Below are 26,064 nucleotides of genomic sequence, written 5' to 3' on the forward strand. Positions count from 1 at the left end.
TCCTTACTCCATGGCGGCCACCAGGCTGTTGATGAACGCGGCGCTGTCGATAATGCCGTCATGATCGGTGTCGATCATCACCGAACGCTCGATGCGCCCCTGCCCAATCACCTTCGCCATGTTCTGTTCGATCAGGTCCTTGAACTGCCCCGCGCGGCTCAATGAGGCCCACCAGCAACTGACCGACGCCTGGATCGGCTTGAAGTCCGCCGCTTCCAAGCGTTCGCTCAACGCACGGTCAACCTCCCAGGAAATCTGTGCCTCGTTGCCACGCAGCAACTCTTCCTTGATGCGGGTAAAACCTTCACCCAAATGCTGCTCTGCCCAGCCCACGAACGCGTGCCATTGCCCGTCTTCATCCGCTGCCTGACGCTGGCACTCCTGCCACGCACCTTCAATCTGCTCGGAAAACGCCGGGAACATTGCCCCAAGCAACGCCGCACGGCGCTCATTGGCGGATGCCTCGCGCCCCTCCTCCACGATCACCGCGTCCCAATACGGCTTGAGCCACTGCGGCGGCGCCGAATCGATCCAGCCGACAAACTCCACCTCACGCCCTGCTTGCTCCAGCGCATAGGCGACTTCCATCGCCAGGTTGCCGCCCAGCGACCAACCGGCCAAGCGATAGGCACCCTGTGGCTGAGCCGCCAATAATTGCGCGGCGTAATCGTCAACCATCGCCTGCCATTCAGGCACCGACGCGCCCTCTTCCACCAGCGCACGACAGATCACCCCGTACACCGGGCGTTGCTCGCGCAGCGCCAGGGCGATCGCGGTGTAGCAATGCACCGAACCAAAGCTTGGGTGGAACATGAACAGCGGCGTACCTTGGGTCTGGCTGTTGAGCTTGACGATCAACTCGCTGCGCGCATCGCCCTGCAGACAATTAACCTGCCCGCGCACGGTTGGGTTGAGCATCAATTGGCTGACAGACAGGTTGACCCCGCTGACCTGCCGGATGCGCTCCTTGAGCAACAGCACGCGCAAGGAGTGGCCGCCCAACTCGAAGAAGTTGTCGTTCAACCCCACCCGCTCAACACCCAGCACCTCACTCCAGATCGCTGCAACCTGTTGCTCAATCTCGCTGTGCGGCGCCTGGTATTGGTCTGCGCCGCTGGCTTCAGGCTTGGGCAGCGCCTTGCGATCCAGTTTGCCATTCGGGCTCAGCGGCATCTGCTCAAGCACGACCCACTGCGCGGGCACCATATAATCCGGCAAGTGCGCAGACAAGTGCGTGCCGACCACGGATTTCCAATCCTCACTCGGCGCCTGCAATACCACGTAACCCACCAAATGCGTGCCGTCCACGGCCAGCACGGCCGCTTCACGCACGCACTCATGCTCCAGCAGACGCGCCTCGATTTCACCTAACTCGATGCGCAGCCCACGCAGTTTGACCTGATGGTCGATGCGGCCCGCGTACTCGATCACACCGTCGTCGCGATAGCGCGCCAGGTCGCCAGTGCGGTACAGCCGCTCTCCACTGCCGAAGGGGTCAGTCACAAAACGCTCAGCGGTCAACGCCGGCCGACGGTGATAACCCCGCGCCAGGCCAATACCGCCCAGGTACAACTCGCCCAACACGCCCACCGGCGCCGGCTCCAGGTTGCTGTCCAGCACGTAGCAGCCCAGGTTGGCGATGGGCTGGCCAATCGGCACGGCATCACTGCCTTCCTCGACACAGGTCCAGTGGGTCACATCAATCGCGGCTTCCGTCGGCCCGTACAGGTTGTACAACCGGGCAGCGGGCAGCTTGGCAAAAACCTGTTGCTGCGCGTCCACCGGCAATGCTTCGCCGCTGCACACAATGCGTTGCAGGCTATGGCAAGAGCCGACCGCCGCGTCCTGCAAGAAGGCTTGCAGCATGGATGGCACAAAGTGAAGCGTGGTGACCTGCTCGGCGTTGATCAAGCTGATCAACCGGGCCGGATCGCGATGATCTCCCGGCGCTGCCACCACGAGGCGCGCGCCGGTCATCAGTGGCCAGAAGAACTCCCACACCGACACGTCAAAACTGAACGGGGTTTTCTGCAGCACTGTATCGCCACCATCCAGGCTGTATGCCTGCTGCATCCAGCAGAGTCGATTGGTCAGTGCCGAATGCCGATTGCCGGCGCCCTTGGGCTGCCCGGTCGAGCCCGAGGTGTAGATCACATACGCCAGGTTCTCGCCATCCACTGCGACATCAGGATTGTGCTCGCTGTAACCTTCAAGCCATGCTTCGCCGGTCTCCAGCACCAGGCTTTGCACGCCTGTCGAGAGCGGCAGTTGCGCCAACAAATGTGCCTGGGTCAGCAGCAGATTCACGCCACTGTCTTGCAGCATATAACTGAGTCGGTCACGCGGGTATTCCGGGTCCAGCGGCACATAGGCGCCGCCGGCCTTGAGCACGGCCAACAGGCCGACAACCAGCTCGATGGAGCGCTCCACCGCCAGCCCCACCAGCACGTCCGGCCCGACACCCGCCGCCACCAAACGATGCGCCAGGCGGTTGGCCCGACGGTTAAGTTCGGCGTAGCTCAACTGCTGCCCGGCAAAGGCCAGGGCCGGACTGTGCGGCGTACGTAGCACCTGGGCCTCAATCAACTGATGCACGCCCTGATGCAGCGGGTAAGTCTGAGCCGTGGCGTTCCATGCCAGCAACGTCTCACGCTCGGCCTGGGTCACGGACGGCAGTGCGGCCAGGCGTTGGTCGGCATCGACGATCAAGGCATTCAATAACTGCTGGAAGTGCTCGGCCAAGCGCTGGATATGTGCGGCGCTGAAGGCCTGACGGTCATAGTTGAACTCAAGCCCGAGGCTTTCGCCCATGCCCAGCAGCACGGTCAACGGGTAGTGCGTCTGCTCCAGGCTGTGCACCGCACCAAAGCGCAGGCCCGACGGCGCGCCTTGCTCCAACGCCTCGGACACCGGGTAGTTCTCGAACACCAGGATGCTGTCGAACAGCGCCTCGCCACCCAACCCGGCCCAACGCTGGATCTCGAACAGCGGCGTGTGTTCTTGCTCGCGCAAGCGCACGTTCTGCGCCTGGATCTGTTGCAGCCACTGGCTGACCGACAGCTGCGCCTCAGGCGTGGCCACCACAGGCAGCGTGTTGATAAACAAACCCACTTGCTGCTCGATACCGCGCAGCTCGGCCGGGCGACCTGCCACGGTGGCGCCGAAGGCCACGGTAGCCTGCCCGGTGTGATGTTGCAGCAGCAATAACCAGGCAGCTTGCACCAAGGTATTGAGGGTAACCTTGTTGCCTTGCGCGAACACTTTGAGGCGTTCGGTGTGAGCGGCGTCAAAGCTCAGGCGATGCTCACCATTGGCCGCCAATGCAGCAGGCTCATCGCTCGACAGGCCAGGTGCAAGACGCGTAGGCGCCTGCAGATTGACCAGTTGAGCCTTCCAGAAGGCTTCGCTGACGGCCTTGTCCTGCGCCTGCAACCAGGCGATGTAGTCGCGGTAACGCCCGGTCGGTGCAGACAGCGGCTCGCCGGCATAATGTTGCAACACCTCACCAAACAGCTGCGAACCACTCCAGCCATCCATCAGGATGTGGTGATTGGTGTAGATCAAGTGATAACTCGACGCACCCGTGCGTATCACCGACAGGCTCAACAACGGCGCCTGCTCCAATACAAAACCTTGAACGCGTGCCGATTCGGCCAGGCTATCGAGTGCCGTAGGGCAATCGGTGCGGTCCTGCCAATCAAGCGCCTCAAGCGGCATTCGTCGCTGCTTGTAGACCACCTGCAACGGTTGCTCCACATCGGTCTGCCAGAGGAAGCCGCTGCGCAGGATTTCATGCCGGTCAACCGCCGCCTGCCAGGCCTGGCGGAAGCGCGGTACATCCAAACCGTCCACATCGATGCGCATCTGGTTGATGTAATCGCCCGACCCTTCGCCATACAGCGACTGGAACAACATACCTTGCTGCATCGGCGACAAGGGGTACAGGTCTTCAACCTCAGAAACGGCAAGCGGCAACGCATCCAGTTGAACTTGCGACAGGCGCGCCAGCGGGAAGTCCGACGGCGTCACGCCCTGATTGGCCGCAGCACAGCAGTGTTCGATCAAGGCTTTGAGTTCCAACGCGTACTCATCAGCCAGCTGTTGCACGGTTGCTTGGGCGAACATGGCCTGGCTGAAACTCCAGTTCAGCTTCAGCTCGCCGCCGTACACCTGGCCATTGATTTCCAGCCAGTTGCCCAGCGGCGCATCGACGCTTTGTTCGGCGCCACTGGCGTCACCGGAAGGCGCGAACAAGCCCTCCTGTTCGCCGCTCTCGAAGCTGGTGTCGAACTGTCCCAAGTAATTGAACGTGATGCGCGGGCGCGGCAAACCCGCCAATGCCTGTTGCGCCTCGGCACTGCCCAGGTAACGCAAGGCGCCAAAGCCCAGGCCTTTGTGCGGTACCGCGCGCAGCTGTTCCTTGATCTGTTTGAGCGAACCCGCCAGGGAGTCGGTTGGTGCCAATTGCAATGGATAAAGGCTGGTAAACCACCCGACGGTGCGAGTCAGGTCGATCTCGTCGAACAGGTCCTCACGGCCGTGGCCTTCCAGGCGGATCAGCATCGACGCGTCACCGGTCCAGCGCACGATAACGCGCGCCAAAGCGGTCAGCAGCACGTCATTGATCTGGGTCCGGTAGGCACTTGGAACGTCTTGCAACAAGCGCCGGGTAAACCCTTGATCCAAGTGCGTCGTCACGCTCAGGGCATGCCGGTTACTGACACTGGCCTGCGGGTCGGCGCCCGGCAAACCGGCGCGGCTGCCCTGCAGCTGCGACTGCCACCACGACAACTCCTCGGCCAGCGCCGCAGTACCGGCGTACGCTTGCAAACGCTCGGCCCAGGCGCGGGTGGAACTGGTCTTGGCCGGCAGCACCACGCTGACGCCTTCGACCAGTTGGTGGTAGGCGGTTTGCAGATCTTCCAACAGGATGCGCCAGGACACACCGTCCACCACCAAGTGATGGATCACCAACAATAAGCGTTGCGAGCCGTCGGCCATGCCCACCAACACCGCACGCAGCAGCGGGCCTTGGCTCAGGTCGAGGCTGCGCTGGGCTTCTTCGCCCAGGGCATCAAGCTCTTCAGCCGTGTTCAGCGTGGTCTGCCACAACACCTGTTCGGCCTGATGCTGCTGCGCAGTTCGATACACCGCACGCCAGCCGTCTGCACCTTGGACAAACATAGTGCGCAGGGCGTCGTGATGCACGATCAACGCCTCAAGTGCCGCCAACAGCACAGGCACCTCCAACCGTTGGTGCGGCTGCAGCACCACCGACTGGTTCCAGTGCTCGCGCTGCGGGATGTCATCGGCAAAAAACGCGTGCTGGATCGGCAGTAGCAGCAACTCGCCGGTCAGCGCCGACTGATCCAGCACCACCGCGCCCTCGCCTTCGCGGGCTACGGCTGCCAGGCTCTGCACCGTCTGGTGCTGGAACAGGTCCTTGGGCGTGAAGCGCACACCCGCTTGGCGGGCGCGGCTGACCACCTGGATCGAAATGATCGAGTCGCCGCCCAGTTCGAAGAAATTGTCATGCAAGCCCACACGCGGCAGGCGCAGCACGTCGGACCAGATCGCGGCAATCTTCTGCTCCAGTTCACTCTGTGGCGCTACGTAGACCTGCTGCATCTGGCTCACGTCGGGCAGCGGCAAGCCTTTGCGGTCCAGCTTGCCGTTGGGCGTCAGCGGCATGCGTGGCAAAAACATCAGATGCGTGGGCACCATGTAATCCGGCAGACGGGTTTTCAAGGCACGACGCAGCGCCTCGCGGCCGTTCGATTGCGCCACGGCATCGTCGATCAACGCCGGGTCCAACGGCACCACATAGGCGACCAATTGCTTGCCGGATGGGCCCTCCTGAGCCACCACCACGGTTTCACCAACACTGTCCTGTTCGCGCAGACGGGCTTCGATTTCACCCAATTCGATACGGAAACCACGGATTTTCACCTGATGGTCGACACGGCCCAGGTAGTCCACCACGCCGTCCGGGCGACCACGGGTCAAGTCGCCGCTGCGGTACACGCGGCTGCCAGGTTTGCCGAACGGGTCCGGTACGAAACGCTCAGCGGTCAGTGCCGGGCGCTCGAGGTAACCACGCGCCACCCCCTCACCGCCCAGGTACAACTCACCAGCGACGCCGATGGGTTGCAGGTTCAACTGCGCATCCAATACGTAACCGTTGCGGTTGCCCAGCAACGTGCCGATGGGCGCATACACCGCGCCGCACGGGTCGCCCTTACGGGCTTTCCACAGCAGCGGCGTCACCACGGTTTCGGTCGGGCCATAGCCGTTGAACAAGTAGGTGGGTTTCAGTGCGCGCCATGCCAGGTCGTAACTCGCCTGGGCTACCGCGTCCCCGCCAAAGCAGTAGACGCGCACTGCCGGTGGGTTGCCATCGCGTTCGGCGTGCTCGGCCAGTTGTTGCAGGTAAACCGGTGGGAACACCGCCATCGTCACATTGTGGCGGTGCATTTGGGCGTAGGTGTACTCCGGCAGCCACAGGCTGTCGTCGCGGATCAGCACGCTGGCGCCGTTGATCAGCGGGTGCATCCAGCCTTCGTGGGAGCCATCGAAAGCGAACGACATGAAGTGCAGTTCGCAATCCGCCGGGCCGGTTTCGTAACGCTCACCGGTGGCGATGATGTGCGCCACCAGCGGACCGTGGGACACGGCCACCCCTTTGGGCATACCGGTGGAGCCGGAGGTGTAGATCACGTAGGCCAGGTTGTCGCCGTCCAGTGCCACCTGAGGGGCGCTGTCGTCAGCCTCGGCCCAAGTTTGGACCTGATCAACCGCAAGCGCTTCCAGGCCTTCGGGGATCGGCAGCCGCTGCTGCACAGCCGAGTGGGTCAGCAACAATTTTGCACGGCTGTCTTGCATCATGTACAGCAGGCGATCACGTGGGTATTCCACGTCCAACGGTACGTAGACGCCACCGGATTTCATCACCGCCAGAAACGCCACCATGATCTCGGCACTGCGCGGCATGGCGATGGCCACGCGTACTTCCGGCCCCACACCTCGGGCGATCAGCGCATGCGCCAGGCGATTGGCCTGGCCATCGAGTTCACCATACGTCAGGGTTTGCGAATCGAATTTCACCGCCACGGCATTCGGGTTTTCCCGCGCACGGTCGGCGACCAATTCGTGCACCAGGCGTTTGGCCGAGAAGCCCGAATCGGTGCAGTTCCACAGGTGCAGAATCTGTTGCTGCTCGGCACTGTCCAACAGCGGCAATTGACTGAGGCTTTGCTGCGGGTTGGCGACCATGCCCTGCAACAGGTTCTGCCAATGGCGAGCCATACGTTGCACGGTGCCGGCCTCAAACAAATCCTGGGCATACCCCAGCGTGGCCCAGATACCCTCGTTGGATTCCTGGATATCCAGGTCCAGATCGAAGTGCGCGGTCTTGCTCTCCCAGTCCAGCCCCTCTACCCGCAACTGCGGCAGTTGGTGCTGAACCTGGGCCTGACCCACATCGGTCTGGTGGTTGAACATCACCTGGAACAACGGGTTGTGGCTCAGGCTGCGCTCCGGTTGCAAGGCTTCGACCAGTTGCTCGAACGGCAGGTCCTGATGCGCCTGAGCATCCAGCGCGCGCTGGCGCGTGTGCTGCAATAACTGCTCGACGCTCATCTGGCCATGCAGGTCGGCCTTGAGCACTTGCGTGTTGACGAAGAAGCCGATCAGGCGCTCGGTTTCCCTGCGATTGCGGTTGGCAATCGGCACGCCGACGCGGATTTCTTCCTGACCGCTGTAGCGGTGCAGCAAGGTCTGGAACGACGCCAGCAACAGCATGAACAGTGTCACACCTTGCTGCCGGGCCAAGGCTTTGAGGTCATGGGCCAGTGTCGGCGCCAGCTCGATAGGCAGGCGTGCGCCACGGTGGCTCTGCACGGCCGGGCGTGGGTGGTCGAAGGGCAGCTCCAACACGCTCTGCTCACCGCCCAGCACCTCGCGCCAATAGGCCAGTTGGCGCGCTTTCTCACCCGCGCCCATCCAGTTGCGTTGCCACACAGCGTAGTCAGCGTACTGAATCGGCAACGCCGGCAATTGCACGCCCTGCCCTTGGCTGTACGCGGCGTAAAGCTGTACCAGTTCCTCCACCACCAGCTGCATCGACCAACCATCGGACACGATGTGATGCTGAACCAGCACCAACACATGCTCATCAGCCGCCAGACGCAGCAGCGCCACGCGCAGCAACGGCCCCTGTTGCAGGTCGAACGGCTTGGCAATTTCAGCTTCTACTCGCGCCTTGAGCTGGGCCTCCTCGACATCGCCACACACTATCTGCACCGACGCCAACGGGTCGATCACCTGCACTGCGCCGTCGTGGGTCTGGCGCACATGCGTGCGCAGGCTTTCATGCCGTGCCAGCAACGTGTCGAAACTGCGCTGCAACGCGGCAATGTCCAACTGCCCTTTCAAACGCAAGGCGCTAGGCACGTGATACGCCGCGCTTTGCGGCTCCAGTTGCCAGAGGAACCACTGGCGCTCCTGGGCATACGACAACGGCAGCGGTTGGTCACGCCCCACCGGCACCAGCGCCGGCGCCTTTGGTGCGGTCGGGGAATGGGCTTCAATAGCGGCGACAAAACCGTCCAGGCGCGGTTGCTCGAACAGGGTCTTGAGCGGCACTTCCAGGTTCAGCGCCTGACGAAGGCGCGAGACCACCTGCATCGCCAGCAACGAATGCCCGCCCAGCTCGAAGAAGTGCTGAGTCAGCCCGACCCGCTCGGTGCCGAGGATGTCGGCCCAGATCGCCGCAACCTGCTGTTGCAGGGCGGTAACCGGCGCTTGCCAATCGGCTTGCGCCGACGTGGCATCCGGTTTGGGCAAGGCATGGCGGTCCAGCTTGCCATTGGGGTTCAAAGGCATGCGTGCGAGGAAGATCAGGTGCGCAGGCACCATGTAATCCGGCAATTGCTCGCGCAGCGTGGCCTTGAGCTGTTCACCCGCCGCAACCTGCTCGTGCTCGGGCAGCGCGTGAGTAGGTACCACGTAGGCCAGCAGTTGGTTGTCAGCCGCCAGAAGCAGGGTTTCGCGCACGCCTGGCTGGGCCAGCAGCAATGCTTCGATTTCACCCAGCTCAATGCGGAAACCTCGGATCTTGACCTGATGATCGACCCGCCCGACGTACTCGATCACGCCATCAGCGCGACAGCGAGCCAGGTCACCCGTGCGATACAGGCGCGCACCCGAATGACTGAAAGGGTCGGCGACAAACCGTTCCGCCGTCAGCGCAGGGCGTTGCAGATAGGCACGCGCCAGGCCGCTTTCACTGGCGATATACAGCTCACCCACGGCACCGACCGGCAGCAGGTTCAAATCACGGTCGAGCACATACAACCCACGCCCCGCCAGCGCGCGGCCGATAGGGCTGTTGCTGGCGCCGATCATAGTGGTGTCGGCGCTGCAGTCCAGCACGCTGGACACCACGGTCGCCTCGGTCGGCCCATAAGTATTGAGCAGGCGCACATGCCCAAGCCCAGCACGACGCCACAACGCCGGGCCATCCAGCGGCATGGCTTCGCCGCCGATATGCACCTGGCGCAGTGCGCCGTAAGCGCGCGGGCCGGCCACCAGGCAATCCTGCAAAAAGAGTTTCCAGTAGGCCGTGGGCAAGTCGGCCAGGGTGATGCCCTGAGCAATAACCTGCCGGTACAGCTCGGCACCGTCCCACAGTTGCGCGCCACGCAGCACCACGGTGGCACCGAGTGTCAGGGCTGGGTACAGCTGCTCGACGAAGCCGTCGAAGTTCAAGGTCGCGAACTGCAGAACTCGGTCGTCCGCAGTCAGGCACGAATAGTCAGCGGCAATGCTCGCGAACTCACTCAAGGCGGCATGGTTGATGGCGACGCCCTTGGGCTTGCCGGTAGAGCCTGAGGTGTAGATGACGTAGGCCAGGTTGCGCGGTTCGAAGTCGAGCCGTGGATTGTGCTCGGCACATTGCGCCAGTTGCGCATCCGCCAGGTCGATGTCCAGGGTCGCCAAATGCCCAGGCAGCGGCAGGCGCTGACGCAGCGACGATTGCGTGAGCACCAGCCTCACGCCGCTGTCTTCAAGCATGTGCAGCAGGCGCTCACGCGGGTATTCCGGGTCGAGCGGCACGTACGCACCGCCCGCCTTGAGCACCGCCAGCAGGCTCACCACCATGGCAAACGAGCGCTCCACGGCGATGCCGACCAGCACTTCCGGGCCTACGCCCTGGGCGATCAGGTAGTGGGCCAGACGGTTGGCCTGGCGGTTCAACTCGCCATAGCTGATGGCCTGCTCGTCCAGCGCCAAAGCCTGGCGTTCAGGGTGCTGCCGGGCCTGAGCCTCGAACAGTTGATGCACCGCGTGCAGTTCGATGCCGGTAGCTGGCGCGTTCCACGCCTTGAGTACCACCGTTTGTTCGGCGGCGCCGAGCATCACCACATCACTGAGACGACTCTGCGGTGCGTTCACCACTGCGTGCAGCAGGTTCTGCCAGTGCTGCGCCAAACGCTCGATCGTCGCGGCCTCGAACAGGTCGGTCGCATAGGTCAGCGCCGCCCAGATGCCTTCGGCGGACTCATGGGTGTCCAGGCTCAAATCGAAGTGCGTGGTCTGGTTGTCCCAGTCCAGTTCCAAGACGCGCAGCCCCGGTAATTGCTGGCCCTCGCGCCCGCCCTGGGCGTCGGTCTGGTGGTTGAACATCACCTGGAACAATGGGTTGTGGCTCAGGCTGCGCTCGGGCTGCAACGCCACCACCAGTTGTTCGAACGGCAGGTCCTGATGGGCCTGGGCTTGCAGCGAGCGACGCTTGGTCTGCTGCAGCAGTTCGACGAAACTCATCTGCCCGTCAAGGTCGGCCTTGAGCACTTGGGTGTTGACGAAAAAGCCGATCAGCCGCTCGGTCTCGACCCGGTTGCGGTTGGCAATCGGCACGCCGACACGGATGTCCGACTGTCCACTGTAGCGATAGAGCAAGGTCTGGAACGCAGCCAGCAGCAGCATGAACGGGGTCGCGCCCTCTTGCTGCGCAAGGCGCTTGATACCACTGACCAGCGTCGGTGACAGATGCACCTGCAAACTGGCACCGCGATGGCTTTGCTGAGCCGGTCGCGGGTGATCGAGGGGCAATTCCAGCACCGGTTGCTCGCCGCCCAGCAGTGACTCCCAGTACGCCAATTGACGGGCTTTCTCACCCGCTTCCATCCAGCCGCGCTGCCACAGGGCATAGTCAGCGTACTGGATCGGCAGGTCGGGCAATTCCAGGCTGCGGCCCTGGCTGCTGGCGGCATAGAGCTGCACCAGCTCCTCGACCATGACCTGCATCGACCAGCCATCGGAAATGATGTGGTGCTGCACCATCACCAGCACATGCTCATCGTCGGCCAGTTGCAGCAGCGTCACGCGCAACAGCGGTGCCTGGAGCAGATCGAAAGGCCGCGCGACCTCAGCTTCCACCTGCGCCATCAGGTGCTGTTCGTCCGTGCGTCGCTGCACGATTTCAACGCGAGCCTCAGGCATCACGGCCTGCAACAACTGCTCACCATCCTGTAGCAAGCGGGTGCGCAGGCCTTCGTGGCGCGCCAGCAAACGGTCGAAACTGTGCTGCAGCGCCACCAAGTCCAACTGGCCTTGCAGGCGCAGCGCGCCAGGGATGTGATAGGTGGCGCTGTCAGGGTCCAACTGCCAGAGGAACCACTGGCGTTCCTGAGCGTAAGACAAGGGCAGTGCTTGGACCTCGTGGCGGGTCGGGGCAATCGGCAGTTGCGCGAAGCTCATGCCACGCGCTTGCAGGCGCTGATAAAACTGCTGACGTTGTTCAAGCGGCAGGCGAAGAAAGCGCGAGACCAGATCGATATTAGGGTTGGAAAGCATGGTTCAAATCGCCTCTAGTTCGCTCAAAAAGTCACGAAGATCATCAAAATCTTCCGCGCTGCCGGCGCGGAAGGTGGCTGCGGCCTGCACATAGGCGCGCAGCGTTTCGGTCTGGAACACTTCAACCAGGGGCACTTCCAGGCCCAGCTCGGACTGGACCCGCGATGTGATCTGGATCGCCAGCAAAGAATGGCCGCCGACTTCGAAGAAGTTGTCGTCCAGGCCCACTTGCGGCAGGCGCAACACCTCGGCCCAGATCGCCGCAATCTGCTGTTCCAGTTCGGTTTGCGGGGCCACGTAGCGTTGCTGCATCAGGCTCACATCCGGCGCGGGCAAGCCTTTGCGATCGAGCTTGCCGTTGGGGGTCAGCGGCATCTGCGCGAGGAACATGAAGTGCGTGGGCACCATGTAATCCGGCAGGCGGGTCTTGAGGGCCCGACGCAAGGCGTCGCGGAACTCGGCCTGGTCGATCAGGGCCGGATCAGTGGGTACGACATATGCCACCAGTTGCTTGCCGGTCGGGCCTTCCTGTGCCACCACCACGGTTTCACCAACACTGTCCTGTTCGCGCAGACGGGCTTCGATTTCACCTAGTTCGATGCGGAAACCCCGGATTTTCACCTGATGGTCGACACGGCCCAGGTAATCCACCACGCCGTCCGGGCGACCACGGGTCAAGTCGCCGCTGCGGTACACGCGGCTGCCAGGTTTGCCGAACGGGTCCGGTACGAAACGCTCGGCGGTCAGTGCCGGGCGCTCGAGGTAACCACGCGCCACCCCCTCACCGCCCAGGTACAACTCACCAGCGACGCCGATGGGTTGCAGGTTCAACTGCGCATCCAATACGTAACCGTTGCGGTTGCCCAGCAACGTGCCGATGGGCGCATACACCGCACCGCACGGGTCGCCCTTACGGGCTTTCCACAGCAGCGGCGTCACCACGGTTTCGGTCGGGCCGTAGCCGTTGAACAAGTAGGTGGGTTTCAGTGCGCGCCATGCCAGGTCGTAACTCGCCTGGGCTACCGCGTCCCCGCCAAAGCAGTAGACGCGCACTGCCGGTGGGTTGCCATCGCGTTCGGCGTGCTCGGCCAGTTGTTGCAGGTAAACCGGTGGGAACACCGCCATCGTCACATTGTGGCGGTGCATTTGGGCGTAGGTGTACTCCGGCAACCACAGGCTGTCGTCGCGGATCAGCACGCTGGCGCCGTTGATCAGCGGGTGCATCCAGCCTTCGTGGGAGCCATCGAAAGCGAACGACATGAAGTGCAGTTCGCAATCCGCCGGGCCGGTTTCGTAACGCTCACCGGTGGCGATGATGTGCGCCACCAGCGGACCGTGGGACACGGCCACCCCTTTGGGCATACCGGTGGAGCCGGAGGTGTAGATCACGTAGGCCAGGTTGTCGCCGTCCAGTGCCACCTGAGGGGCGGCGTCGCTGAAGTTGGCCCAGTCCTCGCTGCGGTCGATTGCCAGAGTGTTCAGTCCTTGCGGGACCGGCAATTGCTGCAAGGCGCTGGTGTGCGTCAACAGCAACTGGGCGCGGCTGTCGCCCATCATGTAGAGCAGGCGATCACGCGGGTACTCAATGTCCAGCGGCACATACACACCACCGGCTTTGAGCACGGCGAGGAACGCCACCATGATTTCAGCGCTGCGCGGCATGGCGATCGCCACGCGAACTTCGGGCCCCACACCACGAGCGATCAGCGCATGCGCCAGGCGGTTGGCCTGTGCATCAAGCTCGCCGTAAGTCAGGGTGTGCGAGTCGAATTTCACCGCCACGGCATCTGGGGTTTCCCGCGCGCGGTCGGCGATCAGTTCGTGCACCAAACGTGCGGCTGAGAAGCCCGAGCCGGTGCAATCCCACAGGTGCAGAATGTGCTGCTGCTCATCCGGGTTCAGCAGGTTCAACTGCCCGATGGCCTGCTGCTGATCATCGACCATGGCCTGCAACAGGTTCTGCCAATGCCCGGCCATGCGTTCGATGGTCGCGGGGGCAAACAGATCAGTGGCGTAACTCAGGGATGCATGCAGTGCTTCGCGCGACTCTTCTACATCCAACGCCAGGTCGAACTGTGCCACGCCCTCATCCCAACTCAACACCTCGACCTGCAGGCTCGGCAAACGCTGCAAATGGCTGCCCGCCGAGGTCACGCGGTGGTTGAACAGCACTTGGAACAACGGGCTCAGGCTCATGCTGCGCTCGGGCTGCAGCGCCTCTACCAGTTGCTCGAAAGGCAGGTCCTGATGGGCCTGGGCTTCCAGAGAGCGTTGGCGCACCTGATGCAACAGTTGCGCCACGCTCATCTGGCCGTTGACGTCAGCCTTAAGCACTTGGGTGTTGACGAAGAAGCCGATCAGGCCCTCAGTTTCAAGGCGGTTGCGGTTGGCGATCGGCACGCCGACGCGCACATCTTCCTGACCGCTGTAGCGGTGCAGCAAGGCCTGATAGGCCGCCAGCAACACCATCGGCAACGTGACCCCGGCCTGTTTCGCCACACCACGCAAGCCAGCCAATAGCTGCGGTGTCAATTCAAAGCCCAAGCGCGCACCGCGATGGGTCGGCAACGCCGGGCGCTGGTAGTCAAACGGCAACTCCAGTACAGGCTGCTCACCGCCTAACTGTTCACGCCAGTACGCCAACTGGCGTGCTTTCTCGCCGGCCTCCATCCAGTTGCGCTGCCACAGGGCGTAGTCGGCGTATTGAATCGGCAACGCCGGCGAATTCGGCGTGTGGCCGTCGCTGAAGGCGGCGTAGAGTTTCACCAACTCCTCGACCATCAGCTGCATCGACCAGCCATCGGAGACGATATGGTGCTGCACCAGCACCACCACATGATCGTCCGCGGCCAGGCGCAACAATTTCACGCGCAGCAACGGCCCGCGCAGCAGGTCAAACGGCTGCGCGACCGCCTCGGCCACTTGCGTCTTGAGCCCGGCCTCATCGGTATCGCAACGTTCGATTTCAATCAGGCCCAGGTCTTCAATCACTTGCACCGCACCGCTCGCGTCTTGGCGCAGATGCGTGCGCAGGCTTTCATGGCGCGCCAGCAAGGTGTCGAAACTGCGTTGCAGCGCGGCCACGTCCAACGCGCCTTTCAAGCGCAAGGCGCTGGGGATGTGGTACGCCGAGCTGTGCGGGTCGAGCTGCCAAAGGAACCACTGGCGCTCCTGGGCGTAAGACAGTGGCAACGGCTGCGCACGGTCGGCCTTGAGCAGTGCAGGCGCGGTGACGCCCTCCTCACCCAAGGCACGCACAAAGTCACCGAGCACAGGCTGTTCGAACAGGGTCTTGAGCGCGACTTCCAACGCCACTACCTGACGTACTCGCGACACCACGCGCGTGGCCAGCAGCGAATGCCCGCCCAGTTCAAAAAAGTGGTCATCGAGGCCCACCTGCGGCACCTCCAGCACGTCGGCCCAGATCGCCGCGACCTGCTGTTCGCGCGGGCTGACGGGCGCCACATGGGCTTTGAGCAACAGCTCGGCATCCGCCTTGGGCAGTGCCTTGCGGTCGAGCTTGCCGTTGGGAGTCAGCGGCAGGGTTTCAAGGAATATCAGGTGCGCAGGCACCATGTAGTCCGGCAAACGCGCGCGCAGATCAACCTTGTATTGCTCACGCAGGCTCGCCTGTTGCTCGGGAGCAAAGGTCACTAGATAGGCGATCAAACGGTCGTTGTCGGCCAGTACCACGGCTTCACGCACCGCCGCGTTCTCACGCAGGCAGGCTTCGATTTCACCCAGCTCGATACGGAAACCGCGCACCTTGACCTGATGGTCTACGCGGCCGATGTACTCCACTACGCCGTCCGGACGATAGCGCGCCAAATCGCCGGTGCGGTACAGGCGCTCACCGGGTGCGCCATACGGGTTGGGCACGAAACGTTCGGCGGTCAGCGCCGGGCGCGCGTGATAACCGCGCGCCAGACCAGCGCCGCCGATCAGCAATTCACCGGCCGCCCCTTGTGGGCATGGCGTCAGCCCGGCGTTGAGAATGAACAGCGACGTGTTGGCAATCGGGCGACCAACAAAAGGCTGCGCCTGCTCAAGGCGGTGAGCAGCCGACCAGATGGTGGTTTCCGTCGGGCCATAAAGGTTCCACACCGAGCCCTGCAGGTCGAGCAGTCGTTGGGCCAGGTCGACCGGCAGCGCTTCGCCGCCACACAGGCATTTGATGCCCTGTAGCAGCGACGCGCGCGGGCTTTCCAGGAGCATCCGCCAGGTCGAAGGCGTGGCTTGCAGCACATTGGCGCACTGGTTGTGCACCAGATCGAGAATCGCCTCCGGGTCGAGCGCCAGTTCCTTGCCGCTCAGCAGCACCGTGGCGCCCACGGTCAGTGGCACGTATAGCTCAAGGGCGAAGATGTCGAATGAGAAAGTGGTCAGCGACAAAATCCGCGCATCACTGCCGATCTGCAGGGTGTCCGCCATGCCGCAGGTAAAGCTGCACAGTGCCTGATGCCGCACCATCACGCCCTTGGGCTTGCCGGTGGAACCAGAGGTGTAAATCACGTAGGCCAGGTGCTCCGGCGTGACATTGACCTGCGGGTTGTGTTCGTCCCCACACGCGTCATCGACCAGCAGCACGTGCAGGCCCTGCGGTTGCGCCAGGCGACCATTGAGGTGTGGCTGGGTCAGCAACACCTGCGCTTGGCTGTCTCCGAGCATGAACGCCAGCCGATCCGCCGGGAACTGCGGGTCGAGCGGCACATAGGCGCCGCCGGCCTTGAGGGTCGCCAACAGGCCGACGACCATGTCCAACGAGCGCTCGACATGCACCGCCACCAGCACGTCAGGGCCGACGCCCGCCGCAATCAGGCGATGGGCCAAGCGGTTGGCGCGGCGGTTGAGTTCGCAGTAACTCAGGGTGTCGCCATTGAATTGCAGTGCGCTTGCGTCCGGTGTTGCCAGTACTTGCGCTTCGAACAACTGATGCACGCAACGCGTATGCGGGTACTCGGCGTGGCTGTCGTTCCAGCTGTGCACAGTCTGTTGCCATTGCTGCTCGCTGAGCATCGGCAGTTCATCCAGCGCCTGCGACGCGTCATTCACCACAGCGCGCAGCAGGCTTTGCCAATGTTGCGCCAGGCGCGCAAGCGTCTCGGGTTCGAACAGATCGGTGGCGTAGGTCAGAGAGGCCCACAGGCCGTCGGCAGACTCTTCGGTTTCCAGGCTCAAATCGAATTGCGTGGTGTGGCCGGCCCAATCCAGCGGCTCTAACGCCAGGCCCGGCAGTTGCACCGGGGCGGAGCGCAGGTTGTCCTGGTGATTGAACATCACCTGGAACAGTGGGTTGTGGCTCAGGCTGCGCGCTGGCTGCAGCGCTTCTACCAACTGTTCGAACGGCAGGTCCTGATGGGCTTGGGCCTCCAGGGCGCGCTGCTTGACCTGACCGAGCAATTGCTCGAAGGCCATCTGCCCGTCAAGGTCGACTTGGATGACTTGGGTGTTGACGAAGAAACCGATCAGCTGCTCGGTTTCGAGGCGGTTGCGGTTGGCGATCGGCACCCCGACACGCAGCCTGGACTGCCCGCTGTAGCGATGCAGCAAGGTCTGGAACGAGGCCAGCAAGAGCATGAACAGGGTCACGTCCTCACGCTGGGCCAATGCCTTCAGGTCAGCCAACAACGCAGGTTCGAGTTGGGCCTGCTGACGCGCACCGCGAAAGCTCTGCACCGCCGGGCGCGAGTGGTCCAACGGCAGTTCCAGCACCGGGTGTTCATCGCCCAGGCGCTGTTGCCAGTAATCGAGTTGGCGCTGTTGTTCACCGGCCGCCATCCAGTTGCGCTGCCACACGGCATAGTCGGCATATTGGATCGGCAACGCCGACAGCTGAGCTTGGCCCTGATACAGCGCCACCAACTCATCCACCATCACGTGCATCGACCAGCCGTCAGAGATGATGTGGTGTTGGGTGATCACCAGCACATGGTGATCGGACGCGATCACCAGCAGTTTGACGCGCATCAGCGGGCCGTTGCGCAAGTCGAACGGGCGCTGGATCTCTTGCTCCACACAGGCCTGGATCGCCGGGGCCGCTGCCCTCGCCTGCTCGACATTTATCGCCAGGTCGGGATGAATCACCTGCCAGGTCCGCTCACCGTCGTCAGCAAAGGTGGTGCGCAACGGTTCATGGCGCAGCACCAGCGCCTGGAACGTGCGCTCCAGCGCGGTGATGTCCAATTGGCCGCGCACATGCAGCGCCGTAGGTACGTGATACGCGGCGCTAGTGGGGTCCAGTTGCCACAAAAACCACTGGCGTTCCTGGGCGAAAGACAGCGCCATCGGCTGGCCACGTTCCAGCGCCACCAGCGGCTGAGCGCTGTGTTGATGCAAGCCCGAACAGGCCGACGCAAACCCTTGCAGCGTCGGCTGCTCAAACAGTGCGCGCAGCGGCACTTCCAGTTTCAACTCATGACGCACGCGGGAAATCACCTGGGTGGCCAGCAACGAATGGCCGCCCAGCTCGAAGAAGTGATCCGTCAGGCCGACCTGCTCGACCTGCAACACCGCTTGCCAGATCGCCGCCAATTGCACTTGCAGCGGGCTTTGCGGGGCCACATACGCCTGTTGACGCAGGTTCAGGTCAGGCGTCGGCAGTGCACGGCGGTCAAGCTTGCCGTTGTTGTTCAGTGGCAGAGCGTCAAGTACCAGCCAATGCCCGGGCACCATGTAATCGGGCAGAGACTGGCGCAAGGTGGCCGCCAGGTCCTGAGCGTCCAGGGTGTGACCATGGGCGGGCACCACGTAGGCGACCAGTTGCATGCCAACCGCACTCGGCTGGGCGATCACCGCGGCTTCACGCACCTGCGGCAAAGCTTGCAGGCCGGCCTCGATTTCGCCCATTTCGATGCGGTAGCCACGAATTTTCACCTGATGGTCGATACGACCGACGTACTCCAACGCACCGGCTTCGTTGTAACGCGCCAGGTCGCCACTGCGGTAGAGGCGTGCACCGGGCACAGCAGAAAACGGGTCCGGCAGGAAGCGTTCGGCGGTCAAGGCCGGGCGGTCGAAATAGCGCTGGGCCAGGCCCGCTTCGGCGCCGATGCACAGTTCGCCGACGCCGTCGGTGCCGAGCAGCTCGAAACCACTGTCGAGCACATACAACGAACGGCCTGCGATGGCGCGGCCAATCGGCACGCCGAACGCATCACTGGCATCCGCCAGTTGGCAATCGTGCACGCTGGACACCACCGTCGCCTCGGTCGGCCCGTAGGTGTTGACCAGGCGCACAGCGCCCAGCCCCGCCGCATGCCAGGCACGGATGCCTTCCACCGACATGGCTTCACCGCCCACGTGCACCTGGCGCAGGTTGCCCAAGGTGCGGCGGTCGACGGCGCACTCCTTGGCCAGCAAATACCAGTAAGCGGCCGGCAAGTCGGCCAGGGTCACGCCCTGTTCGACGATCTCGCGCGCCAGTTGGCCGGCGTCCCACAGCTCGTCGCCACGCATAATCAAGGCGGCGCCCACGCACAGCGGCGGGTAGCACTGCTCGACAAAGCCGTCGAAGCTGAAGGTCGCAAATTGCAGTACGCGGTCCTGCGCACTGAGCCGGCTGTAGGCCTCTGCGCTGTCGCAGAACTGGCCGAGCGCGGCATGATCGATGGCCACGCCTTTGGGCAGGCCGGTAGAACCGGAGGTGTAGATCACATACGCCAGGTCGGCCGCCGCCGCCGTGTTGAGCGGATTGGTCGCCGGGTAGCCGTCCAGTTCCTCACCAGACGCACTGAAATCCACACGGACCAAACCTTGTGGCAGCGGCAGATCCGCGAGCAAACCGGTTTCGCTGAGCAGCACGTTCAAACGACTGTCTGCCAGCATGTAGGCCAAACGTTCTGCAGGGTATTTCGGGTCCAGCGGCACATAGGCAGCACCGCTTTTGAGCACCGCCAGCAGGCTGACGATCAGCTGCGGACCACGCCGACTGGCCAGGCCTACACGCTGGCCCGGCCCTACGCCGAGCGCCACCAGATGATGGGCCAAGCGGTTGGCCCGGGCGTTGAGTTGGGCGTAGCTCAGCCGCTCACTGCCCGCCTGAACCGCCAGCGCGTCAGGTGTGGCGTGGGCCTGGGCAGCGATGCGCTCATGCACGCGCTGAGGACGCTGGGCGGCACCGGCAGACTGGCTGAGCGTGAGTACATCGTGCTGCGCCGCGGCGTCAAGCAGTTGCAGGTTACCCAGCGGCACACCGGCGTCCGCCATCATTTGCGCCAACAGGTAACGCACGTTGGCGCCCAGCCGCTTCACCTGCTGCTCGCTGAAATGGGCGCGGTCATAGCTGAAGTCCAGGCGCAGGCCGGCACCGAGTTCGACGCCCAGGGTCAGCGGGTAGTTGGTGCGCTCATGGTTGTGCATGCGGCCGAAGGTCAGGCCTGCGGGCGCACCTTGCTTCAATGCGTCGGCCACCGGGAAGTTTTCGAACACCAGCAAGGTGTCGAACAACGCCGCACCTTGCTGGCCAGCCCACGCCTGGATGTCGTACAGCGGCACGTGTTCATGGTCACGCAAGCTGAGGTTCAAGGCTTGCAGCTCGCTGAGCCAGGCGCCGGCCGATTGGGCGGGCGACGCGGCACTGATCAACGGCAAGGTGTTGATGAACAAGCCCAACTGCTGCTCAATCCCCGGCAGCGGCGCTGAACGCCCGGCGACGGTCGCGCCGAACACCACGCAAGCCTGGCCGCTGTAGCGTTGCAGCAACAGGCTCCAGGCGCCTTGCAGCACAGTATTGAGCGTGACTTTTTGTTGGCGGGCAAATTCGCCGAGGGCCTGAGTAAAGTCGTTGTCCAGCAGCACTTGATGGTCAGCCATGCCCACGCCGCCGACCGGCGCACGCAGTGCCTGAGCCAGCAAGGTTGGCGCTTGCAATGGCGCCAGGGCATTTTTCCAGTAGCCCTCGCCCGACGGTTGCTGTTGCAGCCAGCCCAGGTAATCGCGGAACTGCCCCTGCGGCGCCGGCACGGCCTGGCCTGCGTAATGGGCAAGCACTTCGCCGAGCAACTGCGCGTTACTCCAGCCATCCATCAGGATGTGGTGGCTGGTGAAGATGAAGTGCCAGGCCGAACCTGTGCTGCGCACCAGCATCAGGCGAAACAGCGGTGCGGCATTGAGTTCAAAGCCGCGTGAGCGTTCGGCATCAGCCAGCGCATCGAGGTCGGCATTCACGTCTTCGATCACCTGCAACTGCACGTCGGCCTGACGCCTGATTACCTGATGGGCGCTGTCCAGGCCCAGCCAGTGGAAGCTGCTGCGCAAGATGTCGTGCCGGTCCAGTGCCGCTTGCCAGGCGCGGCCGAAAATCAGCAGGTCAAGGCCTTCAATGTCAAGGCGCAGTTGGTTGATATAGGCCTGGCCCTGGGGCGCGTACAGGGTGTGGAACAGCATGCCCTGCTGCATCGGCGACAACGGGTAAAGATCGGCGATGTCCGGCCCGGCCACGGGCAACGCATCCAGTTGCTGCTGGGTGATACGCGCCAGCGGGAAGTCCGACGGCGTGACCTGCCCAGCAGGCGTTGCACAGCAATGCTCGATCAACGCCTTGAGTTCCGTAGCGTAGTCATCCGCCAGGCGCTGAATAGTCGCAGCGTTGAACATCTCGCGACTGAAACCCCATTGCAGCGACAACTCACCGCCATACACCTGCCCTTCCACCGTCAACCAGTTGGCCAACGGTGCTTGGGGGTCCTGCGCCTGGCCGCTGCCTTCGCTGGCCGGGACGAAAAGCACTGACTCGTTGAACTGGCGGTCGAACTGCCCCAGGTAGTTGAAGGTGATACGCGGCGCAGCCAAATCGGCCAGGGCTTCACGCGATTGCGGTTGGCCCAGATAGCGCAGCAGGCCGTAGCCCAGGCCCTTTTCCGGAACCGCGCGCAGTTGCTCCTTGATCGACTTGATTGCATCCGACAGTTCGCCTGCGGCCTGTAAACGCACCGGAAACAGGCTGGTGAACCAGCCGACCGTGCGGCTCAGATCGAGGCTGTCGAACAGGTCTTCGCGACCATGGCCCTCCAGCTGGATCAGTGCGGCGGCCTGGCCGCTCCAGCGGCTGATCACGCGCGTCAGCGCCGTCAGCAGCAGGTCGTTGACCTGGGTGCGATAAGCCGCTGGCGCGTCTTGCAGCAGTTGCCGGGTGTGTTCGGCATCAAGGCGGGTTTCAAGCGTGGCGCCCAGGCGATTGTGCAGGCCGCCCTGGGGGTTATCGCATGGCAGCTCGGCATCGCAGGACTGCGCCAGCCAGAAAGGCAGTTGCGCTTCCAGCGTATACGCGTGCGCCTGCAACTGCTGCGCCCACTGTTGGTAGCTGCTGGTTTTGGCGGGTAATGGGACCTGGCGGTAAGCCTGTTGCAGATCCTCAAGCAGCACGCGCCAGGACACGCCGTCGACCACCAGGTGATGGACCACCAGCAGCAGGCGCTGGGCGCCGTCAGCCAGGGTGACCAACGCTGCGCGCAGCATCGGGCCTTGTTCCAGGTTCAGGCTGCGCTGGGCTTCATCGCACAACGCGGCCAATTCAGCCTCGGTGCCGACGCTGGATTGCCACAGCACAGCTTCAGCGGCCGGTGCGGCGTGGGCTTGCTGCCAGCCATCGGCCTGCCGGGTGAATCTCAGGCGCAGGGCGTCGTGGTGGTTGATCAACTGTGTGAGGGCGGCGTCCAACTGCGCAGGTTCCAGCGCCTCGCGCGGGGTCAGCAACAGTGATTGGTTCCAGTGGTGGCGCGCAGCAATTGCCTGGCTGAAAAACGCCTGTTGCACCGGGGTCAGAATCACCTCACCGGTGACCGGCCCCTGATCCATAACCACTGCCTGCTCAAAGCTCGCCACCAGCGCCAGGCTACGCACGCTCTGATATTGGAACAAGTCCCGCGGGCTCAGGCGAATGCCTGCCTGACGGGCACGGCTGACCACCTGGATGGAGATGATCGAATCGCCGCCCAGCTCGAAAAAGTTGTCGTCCACACCCACGTGTGGAACGCCCAGTACATCACTCCAGATCGCCGCAAGGGCTTTTTGCAGGTCGCTCGAAGGCGCGATGAATGCCTGTTGCGGCGCAGCATCCGGCAGTGGCAAGGCTTTGCGATCGAGCTTGCCGTTGGCGGTGACCGGCAACTGGGTGAGCACGACGAAATGGGTCGGCACCATGTATTCCGGCAAGCTGCTGAGCAACCAGGCCTTGAGGTCCGCTGGCTTTTCGCTGTCGAGCACCAGGTAGGCGACCAACTGCTTGCCACCCTGCACCAGCACCACCGCCTCGCGCACCGAAGGGTGTTGGAGCAGGCGCGTTTCGATTTCGCCCAGCTCAATGCGCAAGCCGCGCAATTTAACCTGGTGATCAAGACGGCCGAGGTATTCGATCACGCCGTCAGTGCGCTGACGCACGCGGTCGCCGGTGCGATAAAGGCGCTCGCCGTTGACGAACGGGCTCGGCACAAAGCGCTCGGCAGTCAGCGCCGGGCGCCGGTGATAACTGCGCGCCAGGCCGGTACCGCCCAGGTACAGCTCGCCGGACACACCGGCGGGCACCGGGTTGAGTTGAGCGTCGAGCACATAGGTGGCGAGGTTGGCGATGGGCCGCCCGATGGGCACGCTGTCGGCGCCTTCATCGATGCAGGTCCAGTGGGTCACGTCGATGGCCGCTTCAGTCGGGCCGTAGAGGTTGAACAACCCGGCTGCTGGCAGCTTGGCAAAGACCTGCCGTTGCGCATCCAGCGGCAAGGCTTCACCGCTGCACACGATGCGCTTGAGGCTGGTACAGGCTTGCACGCCCGGCTCATGGATAAACGCCTGCAACATCGACGGCACGAAGTGCAACGTGGTGATGGCGTGGCGGCCAATGGTTTCGATCAGCCGGGCCGGCTCGCGGTGTTCGCCGGGGGCCGCGACCACCAGGCGCGCGCCGGTCATCAGCGGCCAGAAAAACTCCCATACGGACACGTCAAAACTGAACGGGGTTTTCTGCAGCACAGCATCACTGGCCGTCAATTCGTAGGCTTGCTGCATCCAGCACAAGCGGTTGACCAAGGCGCGATGGCTGTTGCCTGCGCCCTTGGGCTTGCCGGTCGAGCCGGAGGTGTAAATCACGTAAGCCAGGTTGAGTGCGTGAACGCCGCTGTCGGGCGATGCACTGCTGTAGCCCGCCAGCCAACTGGCCGGCTGGTCGAGGGCAATCACCTGAATACCTTCGACAGGCAAGATGGCCAGCAGGCTTTGCTGGCTGAGCAGCAGCGTGATACCACTGTCTTCGATCATGTAGGCCAGGCGTTCCTGAGGATATTCCGGGTCCAGCGGCACGTAAGCGCCACCGGCCTTGAGGATCGCCAGCAGGCCCACGACCATTTCGACGGAGCGCTCGACGCACAGCCCCACCAGCACGTCCGGGCCCACGCCCTGCTCACGCAAAGCATGCGCCAGTTGGTTGGCGCGGGCATTGAGTTGGGCGTAGGTCCACGTGGTTTCGCCGAATACCAGCGCGGGAGCACTCGGCGTGCGCTGCACCTGGTCTTCGATCAGTTGATGGATGCCGCGCTCGGTTGGGTAGGCTTCGTCAGTCTGGTTCCACGCATGGGTCAGTACGTGCTGCTCATCGGCTGCCAGCATCGGCAATTCACCAATGCGCTGTTCGCCGTCGGCCACCATGGCCTGTAACAGGCTGATCCAGTGTTGGGCCATGCGCGCAATGGAAGGCGCCTCGAACAAGTCATTGGCATAAGTCAGCGCAGCATGCAGGGTGCCGGACTTCTCATAGGTATCGAGGGTCAGGTCGAATTGGGTGGTGCGCCCTTGCCATTCCACCAGCGAAAGCTCAAGGCCTGAAGCGGTGCTGACATTGGCAATGTCGGCTACCACCGGCTGGTGGTTGTACATCACCTGAAACAGCGGCGTATGGCTCAGGCTGCGCTCGACCTTGAGGGCCTCCACCAGGCGCTCAAAGGGTAATTCCTGATGAGCCTGGGCGCCCAGCGCGTGTTCCTTGATGCCTAGCAGCAGTTCGCCAACGCGGGTTTGCCCGGTCAGTTCGGTGCGCAGGACTTGCGTGTTGACGAAAAAGCCGATCAGCCCTTCGACTTCGGTACGGTTGCGATTGGCGATCGGCACGCCGACGCGAATGTCTGCCTGCCCGGTGTAACGGTGCAGCAGCACATTGAAAGCACCCAGCAACAGCATGAACAGCGTGACGTTGTGCTTTTGCGCGCAGGTTCGCAGTTGCGCGGCCAGGCTTGGGTCAATCGCGAAATGATGGCGAGTGCCCTGATAACTCGGCATCGCTGGACGCGGGTGGTCGGTTGGCAGTTCCAGTATCGGATGCTCGTCGCCCAGACGCGCCTGCCAGTACCCGAGCTGACGTGCCTGCTCCCCTGCTTCCAACCAGCGGCGCTGCCACAGGGCGTAGTCGCTGTACTGGATCGGCAGCGCCGGCAATTGCGGCGCCTCGTTGCGCTCATGGGCGTCGTAGCAGCGGATGAACTCGTCGATCAGCACGTTCATCGACCAGCCGTCGGAGACGATGTGGTGCAGGGTCAGCAGCAACACATGCTCTTGCGCGTTGAGCTTGAGCAACTGCACGCGCAGCAAAGGGCCGTGTTCCAAATCGAACGGCAACAGCGATTGACGCGTCGCCGCGTCGTTGACGGCCTGCTCCTGCTCAACGGCGGCCATGGCGCTGAAGTCCAGGTGCTCGACGACAAGCGACGGATCTACCGAAACCTGGGTCAGGCGTTCATCGGCCTGGCGTTGGAAGACTGTGCGCAAGGTTTCATGCCGCGCCACCAGGCTGGCGAAGGCTTGCTCCAGCGCACGCAGGCTGAGCGCGCCCTTGAGCCGCACCGCGCCGGGCAGGTTGTAGGCGCCGCTGGCCGGGTCCAATTGCCACAGAAACCACATGCGCTGCTGCGCGTAGGAGAGCGCCTGGCGATCCTCTGCCTCCACACTCGCCGGAATCGGAAACCGGGAAAAATCCACGCCCTCTTTCTGCAAGGCCTGCAGGAATACTTGGCGTTTTTCCAGGGGCAACCCGATAAACCGGCGAGCAAGTTTCAAGGAGTCTTCAGCATTCATTTCTTGGAGTCCGGAGCAATAGGCAGGAAGCACAAAGGCACGTCGTCCCTATAAAACGAACCGGGCGGGGAAAAATTAGCGGGGGATCAAGGGCGTGAGGCGCGGTGTCATCAAGGGTTACATCAATCTCAGCAAAGACACACGAAGCCGAGCTAG

Annotated in this window: 2 protein-coding genes; both read right to left on the bottom strand. The window is 63.2% G+C overall.

Features of this window, described 5'->3' with window-relative positions; all coding sequences use genetic code 11:
* Positions 1-3 precede the first annotated feature (3 nt).
* Positions 4-11,856, bottom strand: a complete 11,853-nt coding sequence (locus NTD89_RS00920) for a non-ribosomal peptide synthase/polyketide synthase (RefSeq protein WP_262206133.1) — start codon at positions 11,854-11,856, stop codon at positions 4-6.
* 3 nt (positions 11,857-11,859) lie between these two features.
* Positions 11,860-25,908 carry a non-ribosomal peptide synthase/polyketide synthase gene (locus NTD89_RS00925; protein ID WP_262206134.1) on the bottom strand — a complete coding sequence of 4,683 codons (14,049 nt, stop codon included), beginning with the start codon at positions 25,906-25,908 and terminating at the stop codon, positions 11,860-11,862.
* Positions 25,909-26,064: the final 156 nt, after the last annotated feature.

This window comes from Pseudomonas sp. 14P_5.3_Bac1 (assembly GCF_025466135.1).
GTDB lineage: Bacteria > Pseudomonadota > Gammaproteobacteria > Pseudomonadales > Pseudomonadaceae > Aquipseudomonas.